The sequence below is a fragment of the Bordetella genomosp. 2 genome, from assembly GCF_002261345.1.
GTDB lineage: Bacteria > Pseudomonadota > Gammaproteobacteria > Burkholderiales > Burkholderiaceae_B > Bordetella_A.
In genome coordinates, this window is sequence record NZ_NEVT01000004.1 from 124,973 (window position 1) to 144,155 (window position 19,183).

The 19,183-nt window shown below is 70.7% G+C and carries 20 protein-coding genes; 10 read left to right on the forward strand and 10 right to left on the reverse strand.

Annotation, left to right across the window (positions count from 1 at the left end; genetic code table 11):
• The first annotated feature begins 5 nt into the window (after positions 1-5).
• The 6 genes from CAL24_RS09815 to CAL24_RS09840 are packed head-to-tail and all read left to right on the forward strand — an operon-like array spanning position 6 to position 5,138.
• Positions 6-1,343: an ABC transporter substrate-binding protein gene (locus CAL24_RS09815; RefSeq protein ID WP_249278520.1), complete on the forward strand. Its 1,338-nt coding sequence runs from the start codon at positions 6-8 to the stop codon at positions 1,341-1,343.
• Positions 1,310-2,200, forward strand: a complete 891-nt coding sequence (locus CAL24_RS09820) for a branched-chain amino acid ABC transporter permease (protein WP_028355350.1) — start codon at positions 1,310-1,312, stop codon at positions 2,198-2,200. The genes CAL24_RS09815 and CAL24_RS09820 overlap by 34 nt, the downstream gene beginning before the upstream one ends.
• 2 nt (positions 2,201-2,202) lie before the next feature.
• Positions 2,203-3,174, forward strand: coding sequence for a branched-chain amino acid ABC transporter permease (locus CAL24_RS09825; RefSeq protein WP_028355349.1), 972 nt, complete (start codon positions 2,203-2,205; stop codon positions 3,172-3,174).
• Positions 3,174-3,911 (forward strand): ABC transporter ATP-binding protein, encoded by a 738-nt coding sequence (locus CAL24_RS09830; protein WP_094806587.1) that lies wholly within the window; start codon positions 3,174-3,176, stop codon positions 3,909-3,911. Before CAL24_RS09825 ends, CAL24_RS09830 begins: the two co-directional genes overlap by 1 nt.
• The gene (locus tag CAL24_RS09835; protein ID WP_028355347.1) at positions 3,904-4,638 is read left to right on the forward strand and encodes an ABC transporter ATP-binding protein; all 735 of its coding nucleotides are present in this window, start codon (positions 3,904-3,906) and stop codon (positions 4,636-4,638) included. Before CAL24_RS09830 ends, CAL24_RS09835 begins: the two co-directional genes overlap by 8 nt.
• A complete protein-coding gene (locus tag CAL24_RS09840; protein WP_231501758.1) occupies positions 4,617-5,138 on the forward strand; it encodes an ureidoglycolate lyase in 522 nt (173 codons plus the stop codon). The genes CAL24_RS09835 and CAL24_RS09840 overlap by 22 nt, the downstream gene beginning before the upstream one ends.
• Here CAL24_RS09840 and CAL24_RS09845 read toward each other — a convergent pair.
• From CAL24_RS09845 to CAL24_RS09855, 3 genes are all read right to left on the reverse strand, one after another.
• Entirely contained in the window at positions 5,128-5,598 is a 471-nt protein-coding gene (locus CAL24_RS09845) for a DNA-deoxyinosine glycosylase (RefSeq protein WP_051439521.1), read from the reverse strand. The genes CAL24_RS09840 and CAL24_RS09845 overlap by 11 nt on opposite strands.
• Positions 5,599-5,681: 83 nt before the next feature.
• Positions 5,682-6,311: a class I SAM-dependent DNA methyltransferase gene (locus tag CAL24_RS09850; RefSeq protein WP_028355344.1), complete on the reverse strand. Its 630-nt coding sequence runs from the start codon at positions 6,309-6,311 to the stop codon at positions 5,682-5,684.
• A gap of 142 nt (positions 6,312-6,453) precedes the next feature.
• Positions 6,454-8,310, reverse strand: a complete 1,857-nt coding sequence (locus CAL24_RS09855) for a phosphoenolpyruvate carboxykinase (GTP) (RefSeq protein WP_028355343.1) — start codon at positions 8,308-8,310, stop codon at positions 6,454-6,456.
• A 298-nt stretch (positions 8,311-8,608) separates the two neighbouring features.
• Here CAL24_RS09855 and CAL24_RS09860 point away from each other — a divergent pair, with 298 nt between their 5' ends.
• From CAL24_RS09860 to CAL24_RS09870, 3 genes are all read left to right on the forward strand, one after another.
• The gene (locus CAL24_RS09860; RefSeq protein ID WP_094806588.1) at positions 8,609-10,027 is read left to right on the forward strand and encodes an MATE family efflux transporter; all 1,419 of its coding nucleotides are present in this window, start codon (positions 8,609-8,611) and stop codon (positions 10,025-10,027) included.
• Between the two features lie 69 nt (positions 10,028-10,096).
• Positions 10,097-11,359, forward strand: coding sequence for a Zn-dependent hydrolase (locus CAL24_RS09865; RefSeq protein ID WP_094806589.1), 1,263 nt, complete (start codon positions 10,097-10,099; stop codon positions 11,357-11,359).
• Between the two features lie 8 nt (positions 11,360-11,367).
• Positions 11,368-11,703, forward strand: a complete 336-nt coding sequence (locus CAL24_RS09870; protein ID WP_094806590.1) for a thioredoxin family protein — start codon at positions 11,368-11,370, stop codon at positions 11,701-11,703.
• A 26-nt stretch (positions 11,704-11,729) separates the two neighbouring features.
• Here CAL24_RS09870 and CAL24_RS09875 read toward each other — a convergent pair whose 3' ends face one another.
• The 3 genes from CAL24_RS09875 to CAL24_RS09885 all read right to left on the reverse strand — a co-directional run bounded on the left by CAL24_RS09875 (position 11,730) and on the right by CAL24_RS09885 (position 14,599).
• Positions 11,730-13,028 carry a sensor histidine kinase gene (locus tag CAL24_RS09875; RefSeq protein WP_094806591.1) on the reverse strand — a complete coding sequence of 433 codons (1,299 nt, stop codon included), beginning with the start codon at positions 13,026-13,028 and terminating at the stop codon, positions 11,730-11,732.
• Complete coding sequence (locus CAL24_RS09880) at positions 13,025-13,735, reverse strand: response regulator transcription factor (RefSeq protein ID WP_094806592.1); 711 nt, start codon at positions 13,733-13,735, stop codon at positions 13,025-13,027. Before CAL24_RS09880 ends, CAL24_RS09875 begins: the two co-directional genes overlap by 4 nt.
• 99 nt (positions 13,736-13,834) lie before the next feature.
• Entirely contained in the window at positions 13,835-14,599 is a 765-nt protein-coding gene (locus CAL24_RS09885; protein ID WP_249278521.1) for a ChbG/HpnK family deacetylase, read from the reverse strand.
• Between the two features lie 87 nt (positions 14,600-14,686).
• Between CAL24_RS09885 and CAL24_RS09890 the strand changes: the two genes are divergently transcribed.
• The gene (locus tag CAL24_RS09890) at positions 14,687-15,082 is read left to right on the forward strand and encodes a GtrA family protein (RefSeq protein ID WP_094806594.1); all 396 of its coding nucleotides are present in this window, start codon (positions 14,687-14,689) and stop codon (positions 15,080-15,082) included.
• On the opposite strand, the gene CAL24_RS09895 is transcribed toward CAL24_RS09890, so the two are convergent.
• The 4 genes from CAL24_RS09895 to CAL24_RS09910 all read right to left on the reverse strand — a co-directional run bounded on the left by CAL24_RS09895 (position 15,030) and on the right by CAL24_RS09910 (position 19,124).
• Positions 15,030-16,613 (reverse strand): ArnT family glycosyltransferase, encoded by a 1,584-nt coding sequence (locus CAL24_RS09895; protein ID WP_094806595.1) that lies wholly within the window; start codon positions 16,611-16,613, stop codon positions 15,030-15,032. The genes CAL24_RS09890 and CAL24_RS09895 overlap by 53 nt on opposite strands.
• Positions 16,610-17,692 carry a glycosyltransferase family 2 protein gene (locus tag CAL24_RS09900; RefSeq protein ID WP_028355334.1) on the reverse strand — a complete coding sequence of 361 codons (1,083 nt, stop codon included), beginning with the start codon at positions 17,690-17,692 and terminating at the stop codon, positions 16,610-16,612. Before CAL24_RS09900 ends, CAL24_RS09895 begins: the two co-directional genes overlap by 4 nt.
• An 84-nt stretch (positions 17,693-17,776) precedes the next feature.
• Positions 17,777-18,322, reverse strand: coding sequence for a phosphatase PAP2 family protein (locus CAL24_RS09905; protein WP_094806596.1), 546 nt, complete (start codon positions 18,320-18,322; stop codon positions 17,777-17,779).
• Between the two features lie 85 nt (positions 18,323-18,407).
• Positions 18,408-19,124, reverse strand: coding sequence for a GNAT family N-acetyltransferase (locus CAL24_RS09910; protein ID WP_094806597.1), 717 nt, complete (start codon positions 19,122-19,124; stop codon positions 18,408-18,410).
• Positions 19,125-19,183: the final 59 nt, after the last annotated feature.

The following is a 19,183-nucleotide window of genomic DNA, read 5'->3' on the forward strand; positions in this document are numbered from 1 at the left end:
CCACCATGAAGCTGCCCCGCCTCATTGCCGCCTCCTGCGCCGCCATGCTGGCGCTGGGGACCGCCGCCAGCATGGCGGCCGACCCCATCGTGATCGGCGTCAGCATTGCCCAGTCGCCGCCCGGGTCGGTCGTGCAGGGCACCCAGGTCAAGGACGGTGTCGAGATCGTCACCAAGATCATCAACGACAAGGGCGGCGTGCTGGGCCGGCCGCTTGAGATCGTCTACGAAGACAACCAGGGCATCCCGGAAAAAGGCCGCGCCGCCGCCGAGAAACTGATCGCCCGCGACAAGGTCGTGGCGATCACCGGCGGTCACCAGAGCTCGGTGTGCCTGGCGGAAATCGAAGTGGCGCATCGCTACAAGATGCCCTACGTCAACACCAATTGCTGGTCGGACGACGTGCGCGCCAAGGGCTATCCGGAAGTCTTCAACCCGGGCAACTACAACACCCGCGTGTCGTCCGCCATGGCCGACACGATCGCCGCCTTGAAGGTCAAGCGGGTGGTGGCCTTCGCCGAGAACACCGACTATGGCATCGGCCAGGCCAAGCTGCTGGGCGATTTCCTGAAGAAGGCCGCGCCCGACACCGAGTACAAGTACGTGGCGCTGGACCGCGCCGGCAAGGATTTCACCCCGGCGGTGCTGCCCCTGCGCGCCAACCCGCCCGACGTGGTGGTGAACATCATGCTGCCGCCGGCCGCCTATATCCTGATGAACCAGTTGTACGAGCAGGGCGTGGCCCCCAGCGCCCAGACCTGGCTGTACGACGGCGCGGGCATCGCCGACTACCCCGACTTCTGGCAGAACGTGAAGAAGGCGGGCAAGTACATGCTGGCCTTCGGCCTGTACCACCCCCCTGATGCCGATGCCCGAGCTGGGCAAGCAAGTCGGGCAGATCTACCAGCAGCAGAGCAAGTCCGAGCCCAATCGCCTGATCTTCCAGGCCGCCGATTCGGTGCTGCTGATCGCCCGCGCCATCGAGCAGGCCAAGTCGACCGACAGCGCGGCGATCATCAAGGCCCTGCAGGACATGGAATTCGAAGGCACGCGCGGCAAGTTCCGCTTCTCGCAGGATGCCGGCTACAAATACCAGCAGTGGGTCGACATCCCCTACGTCACGTACCAGCTGACCGAGATCGACCAGCCGCTGAGCAAGACCACGCTGATCCAGGCATCGGGCCAGCCGCTGGACATCGCCAAGGCCGTCAAGCCGGCCCGGTAACCGCAGGCCGCGCCCGGCCGTCGCGCCGGGCGCCTTTCCAAGCGCCGGCCGGCCCACGCCGCCGGCAATCGACGGGAGCCCTCCTGTGCTCGCAGTGGACTTGTTCGTCAACGGCCTGATCATCGGCCTGTTCTATGCGTTGATGGCGGTCGGCCTGACGATGATCTTCGGCATCCTGAAGGTGGTCAATTTCGCGCATGGCGAGTTCTACATGATCGGCGCCTACGCGTACACGCTGGTCTCGCTGGGGCTGGGCGTCCCGCCCTGGCTGGCCCTGCCGGTGGCGGCCGCGGCCGGCGCGGCGCTGGGCTGGGCCACCGAGCGCTGGTTGATGCGGCCGCTCTATGCCGGCTACGGTTCGTGGGGCCTGATGAAAGACGAGTATGCGGTAGTGGTCACCTTCGGCCTGTCGCTGCTGCTGATCAACCTGGTCGACAAGGTGGTCGGCCCGTATCCGGTGCGCGGGCCGTCGCTGTCGGACATCACCCGCATGGCCATCGGTCCTTTCATGATCAGCGGCCAGAAACTGATCACCGCCGGGCTGGCCATCGTGCTGCTGGCCGGCCTGGCGGTGTTCATCAAGTATTCGCTGTGGGGCCGCCAGGTACAGGCGGTCGCCCAGAACCGCCTGGGCGCCTCGATCGCCGGCATCGACACCGCGCGCGCCAGCAGCATCATCTTCATGGCCTCGGGCGTACTGGCCGCGCTGGCGGGCGCCCTGCTGGCTCCTGTCATCAACCCGGCGCCCGACGTCGGCCTGTTCCCCGCCGTCAAATCGTACGTGATCGTGGTGATCGGCGGCATGGGCTCCATACCCGGCAGCATCGTGGCGGCGCTGGCGCTGGGCGTGCTGGAAAGCTTCGGCGCGGTCTACCTGTCGTACGACTACCGCGACACGTTCGGGCTGGCGATTTTGATCCTGGTGTTGTTGCTGCGGCCGCGCGGGCTGTTCGGCGAACGCGCGCGCGAGGTCTGAAAATGGCATATCCGCGACATCCGAATTTTCTGCGCGACAAGCTGGGCGAGGAAATGCGCCTGTCGGTCGCCGGGCTGGCGGTGCTGGCCGCGTTGCCGCTGGCGATCGCCTCGCCGTATTGGCTGGGGGTGCTGATCGTCAGCATGTACTTCGCCATGCTGGCGTGCGGCTGGAACCTGCTGGCCGGCTACACGGGGCAGTTCTCGCTGGCGCCCGCCGCCTTCGCCATGCTGGGCGGCTACACCACCGGCCTGCTGGCCCACCACCTGGACACGCCGCTGTGGATCGGCCTGCCCCTGGCCGCCATCATCCCGGGCCTCATCGGCCTGGCGCTGGGCCGCATCGTGCTGCGGCTGTCGGGCCCGTACCTGGCGCTGACCACCCTGTCGTTCGCCGAGATCGCCCGCCTGGTCATCTACAACTCGATCGACTTCACGCGCGGCGACCAGGGGCTCAACGTGCCGGGCCTGGTCGAGAGCCGCACCGCGTACTACTACCTGTTCCTGGCGGCGCTGTGCGCCACCATGCTGGTCGTCTATGCGCTGCTGCGCTCGCCCACCGGCCGCTTCCTGCAGGCGATCCGCGACGACGAGATCGGCGCGGCCAGCCGCGGCATCGACGTGGTGCGCTGCAAGACCATCGCCTTCCTGGTCAGTTGCGCCATCTGCGGCTTCGCCGGCGGCCTGTACGGCACCTTCGCGCGCCTGGTCAGCCCGGAACTGGGCATCATCGCGCAGACCGGGCTGGTCATCGCCATGGTGGTCATCGGCGGCATGGGCACCCTGGTCGGGCCGCTGATCGGCGCGGTGCTAGTCTATGTGGCCTCCGAACTGCTGCGCGACGCCGGCAATATCCAGATGATCGTGTTCGCCCTGGTGGTGATCGTGTTCGCCCGCTTCTTCCGCGCCGGGTTGTGGGGGCTGGCGCGCGGGCTGGTCGCCCGGCGGCGCGCCGCCGCCTCGGGAGACGCCTGATGCCCCTGCTGCAGATCACCGCGATCGAAAAACGCTTCGGCGGCTTGCGCGCCGTCGACGGCGCCGGCATGGACGTGCAGGAAGGCGAACTGCTGGGCCTGATCGGCCCCAACGGCTCCGGCAAGACCACCCTGCTCAATGTGCTGTCCGGCCACTTGCGGGCCGATGCCGGCCAGGTGCTGCTGGACGGGCGCCCGGTGGCCGGCCTGGGCCCTACCCGGCTCGCGCGCCTGGGCATACAGCGCATGTTCCAGATGACGCGGGTCTTCAACCGGGTCAGCGCCCTCGACAACCTGCTGGTGTGCGGCCTGGCCATGGGGCTCGACGAAAGCCGCGCGGTCGCCCGCGCCGGGCAGCTGCTGGACGAATTGCGGCTGGCGCCGTCGGCGCACCTGGACGCCGGGCAATTGTCGGGCGGGCAGCGCAAGCTGCTGGAGTTCGGCGCCTGCTTCATGGTGCCGCCGCGCATCGCCCTGCTGGACGAACCCTTCGCGGCGGTGCATCCGGTCATGAAGGAAATCATGTCGGCCTTCATCCAGCGCCGCAACGCGGAAGGCCAGACCTTCATCCTGGTCAGCCACGACATGCCGGTGGTGGTCGACCTGTGCCCCCGCGCGGTGTGCATGAACGCCGGCAAGGTGCTGGCCGACGGCCCGACCCAGGACGTGCTGCGCGCGCCGGCGGTGATCGAGGCCTACCTGGGCGAGGACGCAACGGCGGAGGCCGGCCATGACTGAACCGCTGCTCGCCATGGAAGATGTCACCGCCGGCTATCTGGGCGACATCGATGTGCTGCGCAATGTCTCGCTGGCGGTGCAGGCGGGCCGCATCAGCGGCCTGATCGGCCTGAACGGCGCCGGCAAATCGACGCTCATGAAGACCCTGTGCGGCTTCCTGCAACCGAAGTCCGGCCGCGTCGTGCTTGCCGGCCAGGACATCTCGGGCCAGGCGCCGCACACCATGATCGATGCCGGGCTTTGGTATATCCCGCAAGAATCCAGCCTGTTCCCCTACCTGAGCGTGGCGGACAATCTGCGCCTGCCCCTGGAAGGCCGCCGGCGCCAGTTCGGCGCGGAACTGGAGCGGCGCTACGCCGATACGCTGGAACGGTTCCCCGTGCTGAAGGAAAAGCTGCGCGAGCAGGCGGGCAACCTGTCGGGCGGCCAGCAGAAATCGCTGGAATTCGCCAAGGCCTATATGGTCCGGCCGCGCGTCTGCCTGATCGACGAGCCCAGCATCGGCCTGGCGCCGCGGGTGGCGGCCGACATCTTCAAATGGATCCACGCCTTCGCGCAGTCCGGCATGGGCATCCTGCTGGTGGACCACAACGTGCGGCGCGTGGTGCAGATGTCGCACCATGTCTATGTGCTGAGCCTGGGCGAGATCACCGCGTCGGGCTCGCCGGAGGCCTTCGCGGGCGACCTGCATGCCCAGGTGCGGGAATGGCTGGGAATCAATTTCTGATGGCCGGGCGCGAGCTGGTCCTGCGCCCCCTGGCCGCCGACGCGTTCCAACCCTATGGCGACGTGATCGGCAGCGCCGGGCGCGACGGCCGCGCCATCAACGCCGGCACCTCGCTGCGCGTCGAGATGCCCGACCCGGACATCCTGGCGCAGGCCGGCCGCCCTTCCCTCAGCGTGTTCCGCGCGCGCGCCGGCGCCGTGCCGTTCGTGGCGCACATGCTGGAACGCCACTGCCTGGGCAGCCAGACGTTCCTGCCGCTGCACGGCACGCCCTATGTGGTGCTGGTGGCGCTGGGCGCACAGGCGCCGGATCCGGACACGGCGCAGGCGTTCCTGGCCGACGGCCGCTGCGGCGTCACCTTGCGGCGCGGCGTCTGGCACCATCCGCTGTGGGCGCTGGCGGCTGGCGACTTCGCCGTGCTCGAACGCCGCGGCGCGAGCGTCGACTGCGATATCGCCACGCTGTCCGACGGCCCCTGGCGGATATTGCCTAGCGCCTGACAGCCGTGCCGCCTTCCGCCAGGCCCACCGCCAGCCCGGCCCGCCAGGCCGCCAGCTTGCCGGCGCGGTCCAGCGCCGCGTGGGCCGGGCTGGTGGACGGCAGGTCGACGTAGGCCGGCCGCGCCTGGGCGGCCAGGCCCGGCAGCACATGGCGTCGGTACAGCGCGGCGGCCTTGGCGCCGTTGAAGCACACCCGCAGGATGCCCGGATGGGCGCGGAAGAAGGCGGCGAAGTCGTTCGGCACCACCGTGGCCGGGTCGATGTCGGCGTCCAGGCTGCCGGCGCGCTCGCAGGCCTGCAGCACGTCCCAAAGCGCCACGCCGGCCGCCGTCAGGGCGGCCACGCGTTCGGCGTAGCCAGCCGCGGCATCGAACCCGTACAGGTCCGCGGCGATCGGCCAGAATGCGTTGCGCGGATGCGCGTAGTACTGCCGCAGCCGCAGCGAAGCGATCCCCGGCATGGAGCCCAGCACCAGCACGCGCGCGTCCGGCCGCGCCACCGGCGGGAAGCCGTGGACGCGCGGCGCGCTGCCGGCCGTCCGCGTCAGGATGCCGGACGCCATACGCTGGCCAGCCAGGGCTGTTGCTCGCGCGGCAGCCCGGCGGGCCGGTAATAGTGCTCCAGCTCGCGGAAGCCGGCGGCGGTCAGCAGCGCGCGCCACGCGGCCAGGTCGTGGTAGGCGCCGTAGCGGCCGCGGTTCCAGCCTTCCTGGTTGTCGCCGCGCGGATTGGAGCAGAACAGCGCGCCGCCCGGCCGCAATGCGGCGCGCAGTTGGCCAAGCACGCGCGGCAGTTCCTGGAGCGGAACGTGGAACAGCACGGCATTGGCGTAGATGCCGTCGAAACGCCCGGCGGGCAGGTCCAGCGCCAGCAGGTCCTGCTGCCAGACTTCGCAGCCGGACGCCTGGCGCGCCATGGCGACGAACCGTTCGGCGCCGTCCAGCCCGACGGCGCGATGCCCCAGGGCGGTGAACGTCCGCAGGTCGCGGCCGGGCCCGCAGCCGAGGTCGAGGATGTCGTACGGCGGCGCGCCCTGCAGGTGGCGCAGCAGCGCGGCGATGTTCTGGCTCACGTCGTGGTCGCGCGTGCCGGCCTCGAAGCTGGCGGCGTTGTCGTTGTAGTGCGCCAGGTTGCGGGCGGCGATTTCGCGCAGTTCATCGGGGGAAAGCGGCATGGCGGCGAGCTCGACGGTTCCAATGGCAAATGCCAGGCACCCGGGGGGGTGCCTGGCATCATGGTACTCGTAGAAGGTGTCTTGCGAGCACGGTGCCTGACACCCTGCGGGAGTCTGGCACCTGTGCCCGTGCCCTGTCCGCTCAGGCGGCCAGGCGGTTCTGGATCGACGACTTGACGTTCGGCAGCTCGCCCGGCAGACGCTCGGCCAGTTGCTCGAACAGCGTATCGTGCAGCGCCAGTTCGTCGCGCCACGAGGCGACGTCGACCGAAATCACCTGCTGGAACTGGTCGGGGCTGAATTCCAGGCCGGTCCAGTCGATGTCCTGGTAGGTGGGCGACACGCCGAACACCTGCTCCACGCCGCCGGCCGTGCCGTCGATGCGGCCCAGCATCCACTTCAGGACGCGCATGTTGTCGCCGAAGCCGGGCCAGACGAACTTGCCGTCGGGGCCCTTGCGGAACCAGTTGACGCAGTAGATGCGCGGCAGCACCGCGCCGGCGTCCTGCAGGCGCTTGCCCAGCTTGAGCCAGTGGCCGAAGTAGTCGCTCATGTTGTAGCCGCAGAACGGCAGCATGGCGAACGGGTCGCGGCGCACCACGCCCTGCTGGCCGGCGGCCGCGGCGGTAGTTTCCGAGCCCATCGTGGCGGCCATGTAGACGCCTTCCACCCAGTTGCGCGCCTCGGTGACCAGCGGCACGGTGGTCGAGCGGCGGCCGCCGAAGATGAACGCGTCGATGACCACGCCCGCCGGGTTCTCCCATTCGGGATCGATGGACGGGCACTGGGCCGCCGGCGCGGTGAAGCGGGCGTTGGGGTGCGCGGCCTTGCGGCCGGTTTCCTTGGCGATCTCCGGCGTCCAGTCCTGGCCCTGCCAGTCGGTCAGGTGGGCCGGCGGGGTGTCGGTCATGCCCTCCCACCACACGTCGCCGTCATCGGTCAGCGCGACGTTGGTGAAAATGACATTGGCCTTGAGGGTGGCCATGGCATTGAAGTTGGTCTTCTCGCTGGTGCCCGGCGCCACGCCGAAATAGCCGGCCTCCGGGTTGATGGCACGCAGGCGGCCGTCGGCGCCGGGCTTGATCCAGGCGATGTCGTCGCCGATGGTGGAGACTTTCCAGCCGTCCATCCCTTGCGGCGGGATCAGCATGGCGAAGTTGGTCTTGCCGCAGGCCGACGGGAAGGCGGCCGCCACATGGTACTTGCGCCCCTTGGGCGAGGTCACGCCGAGGATCAGCATGTGCTCGGCCAGCCAGCCCTGGTCGCGCCCCATGGTCGAGGCGATGCGCAGCGCGAAGCACTTCTTGCCCAGCAGCGCGTTGCCGCCGTAGCCCGAACCGTAGCTCCAGATTTCCCGGGTCTCGGGATAGTGCACGATGTACTTGGTGGGGTTGCACGGCCACACGACGTCGGCCTCGCCCGCCGCCAGCGGCTTGCCGACGCTGTGCACGCACGGCACGAATTCGCCGTCGCTGCCCAGCACGTCGAACACGGCGCGGCCCATGCGGGTCATGATGCGCATGTTCACCACCACGTAGGGGCTGTCCGACAGTTCGACGCCGATATGGGCGATGTCCGAGCCCAGCGGCCCCATCGAGAACGGCACCACGTACATGGTGCGGCCGCGCATCGCGCCGTCGAACAGGCCGTCCAGGGTGCTGCGCATTTCGGCCGGGTCGGCCCAGTTGTTGGTGGGGCCGGCGTCTTCGGCGCGTTCGGAACAGATGAAAGTGCGGTCTTCGACGCGGGCCACGTCGGAGGGATCGGACCACGCCAGGTACGAATTGGGCCGCTTGGCCGGGTTCAGCCGGCGCAGCATGCCCGACTGGACCATCTGCTCGCACAGGCGGTCGTATTCTTCCTGAGAGCCGTCGCACCAGACGACGCGATCGGGCTTGGTCAGCGCGGCGACGCGCGCCACCCAATCGATCAGCCCCTGGTGCTTGACGTATGCGGGAACATTGAGCGAGGCGATCCCGCCGTCGAACGGTTTATTCATCGGGCCCTTCTCCTAGAGGTAAAAGACCATGCGGGCCCGCAAGGGACCCGCATTGTTATGTTAATCAGTGGCGTCATATTACTTGCATGGGCGCCCCCCTTGCCAATCCAGGCCGGCAACGAATGAAACATCCTATGTCTGTTGCGTCCCTATAAAACTGGCGGCAGGCGCCGCAGGGACGGAGGCCGCGCGGCGCGCGCGCGGTCGCGACACGCGGCTATCCCCCGGGCGCCCGAGAGGTAATTCAGGGTAAACCCCGAGCCAGGCGTATCATGCCGCCTTGACGCAGAGAAATCCTATGTCGCACATTGCCGCCCGCGCCGCCTGGACGCGGGAAATCCGCGCCACCCTGGCGCTCAGCCTGCCCCTCGTCCTCACCAGCCTGGCCCAGATCGCCATGACCGCCACCGATGTGATCTTCATCGGGCGGCTGGGCTCGCAGGCGCTGGCCGCCAGCGCGCTGGGCGCCAACCTCTACGCCGCCATCGCCTTCTTCGCGCTGGGGCTGGTCACCGCCACCGCCCCCATGGTGGCGCGCGAACTGGGCGCGCGGCGCCACTCGGTGCGCGACGTGCGCCGCACCGTCGCCCAAGGGCTGTGGACCGCCGTCATCATCTCGGTGCCGGGCTGCCTGGCGCTGTGGTACGGCGAGGCCATCCTGCTGGCCATCCGCCAACCGCCCGAGCTGGCCGCGCAGGCCGGCGTATACCTGCGCGCGCTGTTGTGGGCGCTGCCGCCCTTCCTGGGCTTCCTGGTGCTGCGCTCGTTCACCGCCGCCCTGCAGCGGCCGCGCGCCGCGCTGTGGGTGGCGCTGGCCGGCATCGTATTCAACGCGCTGGCCGACTGGGCGCTGGTGTTCGGCCATCTCGGCCTGCCGGCCATGGGCCTGGTGGGCGCCGGCATCGCCAGCGCCTCGGCCAGCCTGTTCCTGTTCATCGGCATGATCGTGGTGGTCTACTGGGACCGCCAGTTCCGCCGCTACCAGCTGTTCGGCCGCCTCTGGCAGCCCGACTGGCAGCGGCTGCGGGCCTTCTGGAAGCTGGGCCTGCCCATCGCGGCCGCCACCGCCTTCGAAGTCACCATCTTCAATGCGGCGGCATTCCTGATGGGTTGGCTGGGCGAGGCGGAGCTGGCGGCCCACGCGGTGGCGATCCAGATCGCCAGCATCAGCTTCATGGTGCCCTATGGCATCGCGCAGGCCGCCACCGTGCGCGTGGGCCATGCGTTCGGCGCCGGCGACGCCCTGGCCGTGCAGCGCGCCGGCTGGACGGCATACGGGCTGGGCGTGGGCTCGATGGTGATCGCCGCCCTGCTGATGATCACCGTGCCGCACTGGCTGCTGGCCGCCTTCTTCGACGTGCGCGCCGCCGAGAACGCGCAGGTACTGGCGCTGGCCACGTCCTACCTGGCGGTGGCGGCGGTGTTCCAGATCGTCGACGGCGCGCAGGTGATGGGCGCCGGCATGCTGCGCGGCCTGCACGATACCCGCATTCCCATGGTCTATGCGGCAATCGGCTATTGGGGCCTGGGGCTGCCCGCCGGCGCGGCGCTGGCCTTCTGGGCCGGCTGGCGCGGGGTCGGCATCTGGAGCGGCCTGGCGGTCGGCCTGGGGGTGGTGGCGGTGCTGATGACGCGCCGCTGGCTGCGGCGCGAGCGCGCCGGCCTGGGGCCGATGCCGGCGCGCGGCGCCGGGAGCCCGCGCGCGGCCATGCCATAATCGGGGCGGGCGTTGCGTGCCGGGCCTCCGGCACCGCGGTGCGCGCCCCGCATGTTTTCCAGGATGTCTATGCCCCCTGCTTTCCCCCCCTTGAATGCCGAGCGCCTCTGGTCGCGTGTCGAGACGCTGGCCCGCCATACCCTGCCCGAGGCGCCGTGGACGCGCCGCGCCTTCTCTCCCCTGTTCAGCCAGGCGCGCGACTGGCTGGCCGACGAATTCGCCGCGGCCGGCCTGGAGGTGCGCCTGGACGCGGGCGGCAACCTGGTGGGCCGGCGCGCCGGCCGCGACGCGGCGCGCAAGCCGATCGTCACCGGCTCGCATTGCGACACCGTCATGAGCGGCGGCCGCTTCGACGGCATCATCGGCGTGCTCGCCGGCATCGAAGTGGCGCGCACGCTGCACGAGCACAACATCGAACTGGCGCATCCGTTCGAGGTCATCGACTTCCTGTCCGAAGAGCCGAGCGACTACGGCATTTCCTGTGTCGGCAGCCGCGCCCTGTGCGGCCAGCTCGACGCCGCCATGCTGGCCGCCCGCAACCCGCAGGGCGAGACGCTGGCCGAGGGCCTGCGGCGCATCGGCGGCGATCCGGCCGCGCTGGCGGCGCCGCTGCGCAATGCCGGCGACACCACCGCCTTCGTCGAACTGCACATCGAACAGGGTCCGGTACTGGAAAGCCGCCAGCTGCCCATCGGCGTGGTCACCCACATCGTGGGCATCCGGCGCGTGCTGATCACCGTGGAAGGCCAGCCCGACCACGCCGGCACCACGCCGATGGATATCCGCCGCGACGCGCTGGTGGGCGCCGCCCGCCTCATCGACGGCGCCTATCGCCAGGCCAGCCGGCTGAGCGGCAAGCCGCATTACGTCGTGGCCACGGTCGGCCGCATCGAGGTCACGCCCAATGCCGCCAATGCGGTGCCCGGCCGGGTGGAGCTGATGCTGGAAGTGCGCAGCGACAGCGACGCGGTGCTGGACGACTTCCCCGAGACCCTGCTGGCCGACGCCGCCGGCGAACTGGCGGCGCTGCGGGTGGGCGCATCCCAGGCGCCGGTCAGCCGCGCCCGTCCCACCGCCTGCTCGCCGCTGGTGATGCAGGCCATCGAGGCCGCCGCCGGCCGGCTCGACTACGCGTCGATGCGCCTGCCCAGCGGCGCGGGCCACGATGCGGTCTACATGGCGCCCACCGGCCCGATCGGCATGATCTTCATCCCCTGCCTGGGCGGCCGCAGTCATTGCCCGGAAGAATGGATCGAGCCGGCACAATTGCTGGACGGCACCCGCGTCCTGTACGAAACCGTGCTGGAGCTCGACCGCGCGCTGTCGCGCTGACCTGCCACATGTCATACATCGAACTCACCGACGGCACCGCCGACCGCTACCTGCTCGACGCGCCCGGGCTGTCGCTGCTGGTGTTCTACAGCCGCACCTGCGCCACCTGCCGGGTGGCGCGCGAGCAACTGCCGGCCCTCGACCTGCCGGTGGACCGTCTGTGCTGGGTCGACGCCGGCGCGAACGGCGGGCTGGTGGCGCGCTATGAAGTGTTCCACCTGCCCTCGCTGTTCCTGGTGCGCGACGGCGCCTATTACGGGCCGGTCAGCGCGTCGCTGGCAGAATGGGACCTGCGCCAGCAGATCGGCCTGGCGCTCGACAGCCACCCCGCCGAACTGCCCTGACAGCCCCCCGCGCCGAGCCGCGCCGCTCAGGCAAAGCTCAGCAGGAAGCGCGTGCCGCGCCGCGGGCCGGCGCGCTCCGACTCGACCTGCAGGCGCCAGCCCTGCATGTCGCACACCCGCTTGGCGATCGCCAGCCCGAGGCCGCGCGGCAAGCCGCCGCCGGCCGGGGCGCCGGGCGTGTCGCCGAGCCGGCCGCTGTAATAGCGCTGGAACACGAAAGGCAGCTCTTCGGCGGCAATGCCCTTGCCGGTGTCGCGCAGCTCCAGCGCGCCGTCGGCCGTCAGCGCCGCGGTCAGGCTGGCCGGCGCGGCGTGCTCGATGGCGTTGCGCACCAGGTTGCGCAGCACCGTCAGCAGCGCGTAGCGGTCCAGCATGTGCGCGACGCCGGCGGGAATGCGGTTGTGGAACGACAGCCCGGCGGCTTCGGCCTCGACCTCCAGGCCGCGCCAGGCATCGTCCATGCAGGCCGCCAGGTCGACGCGCTCGGCCGGCCGGGGCTGGTCGCGCGCCATGGCGCGCGCGCTCTCGAGCGAGGCAGCAATGTGGTCCACGTTGGCCACGATGCGCGTCAGGCGCTGGCTCGAATCGGCCGGCAGCGCCGCGTCCAGCAACATGATCTCGCTGTCGGAGCGGATCGCCGCCAGCGGCGTGCGCACCTCGTGGCTGAGGTTGGCGGCGAACTCGCGCTCGCGCGCGATCGAATGGTCCACCTGGTTCTGCACCCTATTGAAGGCCTCGATCAGGCGGCCGGCCTCGTCGTCGCGCGTGACTGCCATGTCGGGCGAGCCGGGCGCCCAGTTCGACAGGCGGCCGGTCAGGTCCAGCAGCGGCCCGACCGCCACGCCGGCCACGCGGCGCGACACCGCGTAGGCGGCGATCACGCACAGCACGCCCATGCCCAGCACCAGCAGCCCGAACTCGCGCCCGCGCTCTTCGTGTTCGGAGGCGTCGTACAGCACGTACAGCCGACCGCGCGGCGTATCGCTCACCCGGATGTGCCAGGTTTCGGCGCCCGGCTCCAGCCGGTGCAGGCCCGGCGGCAGCGCCTCCAGCTGGGCCGGCATGTCGTCGCGCACCGGGCCGTGGTGCAGCCAGGCTCGCATGGACCCTCCCAGCTCGCGCGCGCCGTGCGGCGGCAGAAACTGCGGATCGGTCGCCACATGCTGGGCGACCCGGTCGGCCTCGGTGGTCAGGATCTGCTCGACCAGGCCGTCTTCCATTTGGTCGAACGCCAGGTAGGCCAGCAGCGCCAGCGCGGCCACGAAAACCGCCACCGCGCCGGTCAGCGCCCAGACGACGCGCTGGGTCAGGGTGCCGCCCTTCATGCGCCGGCCCCGGGCGCCACCAGCCGCCAGCCCACCCCATGGACGGTCTCGATACCGTCGAAACCGGCCTCGGCCAGGGCGCGCCGCAGCAGGTGCATCTGGCTGCGCAAGGCATCGACCGAGGGCGGCTCGTCGCCCCACAGCACCGCCTCGAGCTCCTCGCGCGGCACCACCCGGCCCGGGTCGCGCAGCAGCGCCTCGACCAGCAGGCCGGACTTGCGCGTCAGCCGCACCGGCTGGCCCGCCACCGACACGGCGCGGGTGCGGCCGTCGAACTGCAGCGGGCCGAATTCGCGCACGGCGTCGACCACGGCGCCGCGGGCGCGGTGGATCAGCGCCAGCAGGCGCGCCCGCACCTCGGCCAGCGCGAAGGGCTTGGTGAGATAGTCGTCGGCGCCGTGGGCAAAGCCGGCCAGCTTGTCGTCGAGCGCGTCGCGCGCGGTCAGGATCAGCACCGGCACGGCCTGGCGCCGCTCGGCGCGCAGCGCGTGCAGCAGCTGGTAGCCGTCCATGCCGGGCAGCCCCACGTCCAGCACCACGGCGTCAAAGCGCTGGCTTTCGAGCATGCGCAGCGCGGTGCGGCCCTCGTAGGCCGCGTCCGTGACGAAGCCGCTCACTTCCAGGAACTGGTACAAGTTGCCCGCGATGGTCAGGTCGTCCTCGACGATCAAGACCCGGTAGTGCGCATCGGCGGAAACGGTAGTCATGGGCGGCGCGTCGGTCTGGCGAGCCAGGAATGGCCGCTGCCATAGTACGAAATCGGCGCGATTCCTGCTTGGCTGTTGATGGCGGGCATCTGGCGGCCCCTACGACGGCCGCGCCACGCGCACGCCGTTCAGCCGCAGCCAGTCGCCCAGTTCCGGGCGCGCCCATACTTCGAACTCGGCCGCCCGCTGCGCCGCCAGGGCGTCGCCCGCGCCCGGCAGGGCCGGATGGCAGACCAGCAGGTCGCCATCGCGCGCATTGGTCAGCCAGCGCTGCAGCAAGCCAGCGTAGCGGCGCGCGCCGCCCTGCAGGCCGTAGACCCCGAGCAGGCGGCGATTGGTGCGCAAGCCGGCGCGCCGCGCCGCGCGCGCCACGGCGCGCGACCCCAGCGCGCCGATCAGGGCGGCCTTGGCCGACTCGCGCAGCGGGATGCCTTCCTGCATGCCGGGCGCCGTGTACCGCAGCCACGGCGCGTCCCGGCCGTAGCGCCGCTGTATCAGGCGCAGCAGGCGCGGCAGCACGCCCGGCAATTGGTGCACGTGCTGGTGGCCGTCGACATAGTCCGGCGCGCGGCCCAGCACCGCTTCGAAGGCGTCGAACTGGCGCGCCAGTTGCTCGTCGAGCCAGGCGCCATCGAGCCGGTTGGCGTAGGCCCGCGAAATCAGCGCGGGCAGCGGCAGCACGCGGGCGGGCGCGGCGTCGCCCAGGTCTTCGGTCAGGTTCAGGTGCACGCCCAGGTCCAGGTCCAGGCCGCGCAGCGCGGACCCGCGCGCGGCGAACGTGGCGCCCTGCGTCAGGACGCTGACGGCGCTCAGCCGCCCCAACCGCGCCAGATGCAGCATGGCGGCATCGATGCCCGCATTCATGCCAAAATCATCGCCACACACGACAATGCGCTTCCACCATTTCCCTTCCCCGCCCCGCGCCTGGCCGCGGTGCATGTCCGATTCTCGATGCGCGCCCTGATCAAACAAATTGGCTGGTTCCTCTGCGTGGGCTGCGCCGCCGCGGCGACCCACTGGGCCGTCGCCGTCGGCTGCGTGGAACAGCTGGGCCTGCCGCCGCTGGCCGCCAATGCCATAGGCTGGCTGGTGGCATTCGTCGTATCGTTCACGGGTCATTATCGACTCACTTTTCGTCATCTGGCGTCGCACTGGACGGTGGCCGCGCGCCGCTTCTTCCTGATCTCGGCGTGCGGGTTCCTGCTCAACGAAGCCGCCTACGCCTGGCTGCTGCACATCACGCGCGTGCGCTATGACGCGCTGCTGGCGCTCATCCTGCTGGGGCTGGCGGCGCTCACTTTCCTGGCCAGCCGGCTGTGGGCGTTCCGCCGCAGACCCGGCGCGTGAACGCCGCGTCGATGTCGATACGCCAGACGCTGTAGTGGGAATCGGCATAACGGGCGGGCACGCCCCGCAGCACCGCAAAGCGCGCGCCATCGTCGACGCCGCCCCAGATCCAGAACCGGCTGCCGGGCGCGGCGGCGCACATGCGCGCCGGCAGCGCATCGCGCGGCACCAGCACGCGCCGGGCGACCTGCGGATCGAACTGGCCGGCGTCGTATAGCTCCTTGCGCCAGTTGTCGCGCAGCGCGATCTCCGGGTCGCTCCAGTCGTCGACTACCCAGCCGGGCTGGCGCGCGCCCGTATAGAAACCCAGGTCGAACGGATACGAGTGCAGTGTCACCAGGACGTCGGCGGGCCGCATCTCGGCGGCGATGCGCCGGCCCAGCGGCTCGGCGCTGCGCCGCGGGTTGGCCGCGAACACGGCCACCAGGACCACGCACAGCGCGGCCGACGCGGCGGCGCAGCCCCAGGCCAGGCGCCGCAGGCGCCGGGCCCCGCCGCGCTGCACGGCGCCCTGCACCACCTCGGCCAGCAGCACGGCCAGGGGCGGCAGCGCCGGCAGCACATAGCCGATCAGCTTGGAGCTCGGAATGGAGAAAAAGCCCAGCACGACAGCGCACCATACTGCCATCAGGCTGCGCACCCCGGACGCATCGGCGGCGGCCCAGAACGCCTTGCGCAGCGCCCCGCCGCCCCATAGCGACCAGGGCACCGCCAGGCCGATGATGACAGGCAGGTAAAACCAGAACGGCTGCACATTGTTGAAGCCGGAGCGCGCGAACCGCTCGAAATGCTGGTAGACGAAGAAATAATGGAAAAAACCGGGAAAGCGCTGCTGCATGAGCCAGAACCACGGCACAGCGACCAGCGCGAACACGGCCAGCGCGGGCGGCCACAGCAGCACGGCGTAACCGCGCCAGCGGCGCGTCAGCAACAGCCACAGGCACAAGATGGCGCCCGGCAGCACCAGCCCGATCAGGCCCTTGGCCAGCACCGCCAGGGCGGCCAGCGCCGCCGCCGCCAGCGACATGGCGCGGTGCGGCCGGCCGGCCTGCGCGCGCAGCACCGCGTCGGCGCCGGCCAGCACGCACAGGCTCACCAGCCCGGCCACCAGCATGTCGGTGTTGGCGAACTGCGCCCCGCCGTAATAGAACGGCATGGTGGCGAGCACCACGGCCGCCATGGTCGCGGCGGCGGCATCGCGGTAGCGCCGCACGAAGCCGTACACGCCGGCCAGCGCGCCCCAGGCGGCCAGCCACGACGGCAGGCGGGCCGCCCACTCGTTCAGGCCGAACCACCGGAAACTCCATTCGGCCATCCAGTAATACAGCGGCGGCTTGTGGAAGTAAGGCATGCCGTCCAGCAGCGGCACGGCATGCGAGCCGCTGCGCAGCATTTCCCAGGCCACGCCGGCATAGCGCCCCTCGTCCGGCAGCGTCAGCGGGCGTGCCCACGCCAGCCAGCCGAGCCAGACGGCGCCGGCCAGCAGCACCAGCCACCCGCGCGGCGGCCACGCTGCGCGCAGGCGGCTCATGGCCGCGCCCGCCGCACGCTGGCGCGCCGGGCGAGGCCGCGCCGCTGGCGCGCCACGAACAGCGGCCGTCCCTTGACCTCGTCGAAGATGCGGGCCACATACTCGCCCACCACGCCGAGCGAAACGAGGTTGACGCCGGCAAAGAACAGCAGCGCCGTGACGATGGTGGTCCAGCCCGAGACCCGGTTGCCGTTGACCAGGTAGGCCAGCACCAGGTAGGCGCCATAGGCGAACGACGCCAGCGAGAATGCGCAGCCGAGCAGGCTCACCATGCGCAGCGGCCAGGTGGTGAAAGCGGTCAGGCCGTCCAGCGCCAGGCGCAGCAGCCGCCAGGCGCCATAGCGGCTGGCGCCGGCGGCGCGGGCATCCGGCGTGTACGGCAGCGGCTCGGCGCGGAAACCCACCCAGGCATAGAGCCCTTTCATGAAGCGGGTGCGTTCCGGCAGGGCGACCAGGGCATCTACCACGCGCCGGTCCATCAGCCGGAAGTCGCCCGCGTCGGGCGGTATCCGGACCCCGCGCGCGCCGCCGAGCAGGCGGTAGAACGCGCGGGCGCCGGCCCGCTTGAACCAGGATTCGTCGTCGCGATGCGCGCGCACGGCGTAGACCATCTCGGCGCCCGCCAGCCAGCGTTCGAGCATGGCGGCGATCAGCGCCGGCGGATGCTGCAGGTCGGCATCCAGGCAGATCACCACGTCGCCATCGGCGGCTTCGAAGCCGGCCGACAGCGCCGCTTCCTTGCCGAAATTGCGCGACAGCTGCACGTAGCGGACGCCGTCCAGCGCCAGCCACTCGGCCATCAGCGCGGGCGTGGCGTCGGTGCTGCCGTCATCGACGACGATGATTTCCCATTGCGGGCACAGCGGCTCCAATTGAGCCCGCAATGCGGGCAGCAACAGCCGCAGGTTGTCGCATTCATTCAGGCACGGAATGACGCAGCTGACCAGTATGTCGCCCAGCATGCCGGCGTCGGACGGCGGCGCGTGCGAAGGCGCGGCCGGCAGCGCGAAGGGCGGCGCATCGGGACGGAGGAAAGGGACGACGGAGGCCGTCGCTTCGGAGCGGAACTCGACAGGCATGGCAGGTGCTTGCAGTACAAGAGCGCCCAGTATGCGAGGCCGCGCGTCGAATTTTCGTTGAGCCGCCGTGGCCGGCGCGCCGTTTCAGGTGCGTGGCGCCAGCGCGGCCCAGGCCCGCAGCGCCAGGCAGCCGCAGAATGCGCCCAGCATGGCGGCCAATGCCGCGCCCACCATGTCCAGGGGCCAGTGGATGCCGACGAAGACGCGCGCCCACGCCACCAGCAGGCCCAGGACGCCCAGCGCTGCCGCCAGCGGCCATTGGCGGCGGGCGGCCAGCGCCGCGGCCAGCGTCCAGACGAAGGTCGCGTGGCTGCTCGGCATGGAATTATTGGCGGCGTGGGCCACCATGGCGGGCCCGAAGCCCGCGGCGAACGGCCGCGCATGATAGGCCAGCAGGCTCATGGCCAGTTCGGCCAGGCGCGCGCTGGCGCAGGCGCACGCGACCAGGCAGGCGGCGGCCGCGTCGCGCCGGCAGACCAGCCATCCCAGCACCAGGACGGCCGCCAGATAGACCGGCAATTCGGCCAGCCAGGCGGCGGCCTGCACCCAGATGGGGCCGGCCGCCAGGCTGCCGTGGAAGAACCGGAACGCGGCGATGTTCCACGCCTCCAGGAATTCGATGTCGTACACGAGCGGGCTCGACGGGCGTCAGGGGGATCGGTGGCGCCAGTGTGCAAGGCTCCGCGTCGAATTTCCGTTGAAGCGGCGCCCCGCGCTAGGGCCGCGCCGCGGCGATCAGGTCGCCCAGCCGCCGCCGCTGCCGCCCCTGGGCATCGAAGTTATCGGGCGCCAGCCATTGCTCCATGCCGCTGCGCACGGCCGGCCATTCGCCGTCGATGATCGAGAACCAGGCGGTGTCGCGGTTGCGGCCCTTGTAGACGATGGCCTGGCGGAAAATGCCTTCGAACTGGAAGCCGAGCCGCGCCGCGGCCGCGCGCGACGGCGCATTGAGGCTGTCGCACTTCCATTCGTAGCGCCGGTAGCCCAGCTGGTCGAAGGCGCGCCGCATCAGCAGGTACTGCGCCTCGGTGGCCGCCGGGGTGCGCTTGAGCTGTTCCGAATAGACCACATGGCCGACTTCGATCACGCCGTTGGCGGGGTCGATGCGCATGGCCGCCAGCGTGCCGACCGCGCGGCCGCTGCCCGCCTCGACGATGGCGTAGTGCTGCGGATCCTCGGAGGCCTCCATCTTGCGCGCGTAGGCCTGGAAACTGTCCCGGTCGGCAAACGGGCCGGCGTAGGTGTAGGTCCAGTCGCTGTCGTCGGGCGTCTGGCTGAATGCCGCGTGCAGGTCGTCGCCGTGGCGCGCCGCGTCCATCGGCTCCAGCCGGCAGTAGTGCCCGGCCAGGGGCTCGCGCGGCGGGCGGGGACGGGCGGTCCAGTTGGGTACGGGCTGGCCTACGGGTTGTTGCGACACGGTGACGGTGGACATGCGGACGATCCTCTCTTCACGGATGGCTGGGAAACGACATACTCCCTAAGGTAGCCGAA

Excerpts from the sequence above, each read along its gene's own strand:
- CAL24_RS09815 (WP_249278520.1), top strand. The coding sequence starts at position 6 with ATGAAGCTGCCCCGCCTCATTGCCGCCTCCTGCGCCGCCATGCTGGCG.
- CAL24_RS09825 (WP_028355349.1), top strand. The coding sequence starts at position 2,203 with ATGGCATATCCGCGACATCCGAATTTTCTGCGCGACAAGCTGGGCGAG.
- CAL24_RS09830 (WP_094806587.1), top strand. The coding sequence starts at position 3,174 with ATGCCCCTGCTGCAGATCACCGCGATCGAAAAACGCTTCGGCGGCTTG.
- CAL24_RS09835 (WP_028355347.1), top strand. The coding sequence starts at position 3,904 with ATGACTGAACCGCTGCTCGCCATGGAAGATGTCACCGCCGGCTATCTG.
- CAL24_RS09840 (WP_231501758.1), top strand. The coding sequence starts at position 4,617 with ATGGCTGGGAATCAATTTCTGATGGCCGGGCGCGAGCTGGTCCTGCGC.
- CAL24_RS09845 (WP_051439521.1), bottom strand. The coding sequence starts at position 5,598 with ATGCCGGGGATCGCTTCGCTGCGGCTGCGGCAGTACTACGCGCATCCG.
- CAL24_RS09850 (WP_028355344.1), bottom strand. The coding sequence starts at position 6,311 with ATGCCGCTTTCCCCCGATGAACTGCGCGAAATCGCCGCCCGCAACCTG.
- CAL24_RS09855 (WP_028355343.1), bottom strand. The coding sequence starts at position 8,310 with ATGAATAAACCGTTCGACGGCGGGATCGCCTCGCTCAATGTTCCCGCA.
- CAL24_RS09860 (WP_094806588.1), top strand. The coding sequence starts at position 8,609 with ATGTCGCACATTGCCGCCCGCGCCGCCTGGACGCGGGAAATCCGCGCC.
- CAL24_RS09865 (WP_094806589.1), top strand. The coding sequence starts at position 10,097 with ATGCCCCCTGCTTTCCCCCCCTTGAATGCCGAGCGCCTCTGGTCGCGT.
- CAL24_RS09870 (WP_094806590.1), top strand. The coding sequence starts at position 11,368 with ATGTCATACATCGAACTCACCGACGGCACCGCCGACCGCTACCTGCTC.
- CAL24_RS09875 (WP_094806591.1), bottom strand. The coding sequence starts at position 13,028 with ATGAAGGGCGGCACCCTGACCCAGCGCGTCGTCTGGGCGCTGACCGGC.
- CAL24_RS09880 (WP_094806592.1), bottom strand. The coding sequence starts at position 13,735 with ATGACTACCGTTTCCGCCGATGCGCACTACCGGGTCTTGATCGTCGAG.
- CAL24_RS09885 (WP_249278521.1), bottom strand. The coding sequence starts at position 14,599 with ATGAATGCGGGCATCGATGCCGCCATGCTGCATCTGGCGCGGTTGGGG.
- CAL24_RS09890 (WP_094806594.1), top strand. The coding sequence starts at position 14,687 with ATGCGCGCCCTGATCAAACAAATTGGCTGGTTCCTCTGCGTGGGCTGC.
- CAL24_RS09895 (WP_094806595.1), bottom strand. The coding sequence starts at position 16,613 with ATGAGCCGCCTGCGCGCAGCGTGGCCGCCGCGCGGGTGGCTGGTGCTG.
- CAL24_RS09900 (WP_028355334.1), bottom strand. The coding sequence starts at position 17,692 with ATGCCTGTCGAGTTCCGCTCCGAAGCGACGGCCTCCGTCGTCCCTTTC.
- CAL24_RS09910 (WP_094806597.1), bottom strand. The coding sequence starts at position 19,124 with ATGTCCACCGTCACCGTGTCGCAACAACCCGTAGGCCAGCCCGTACCC.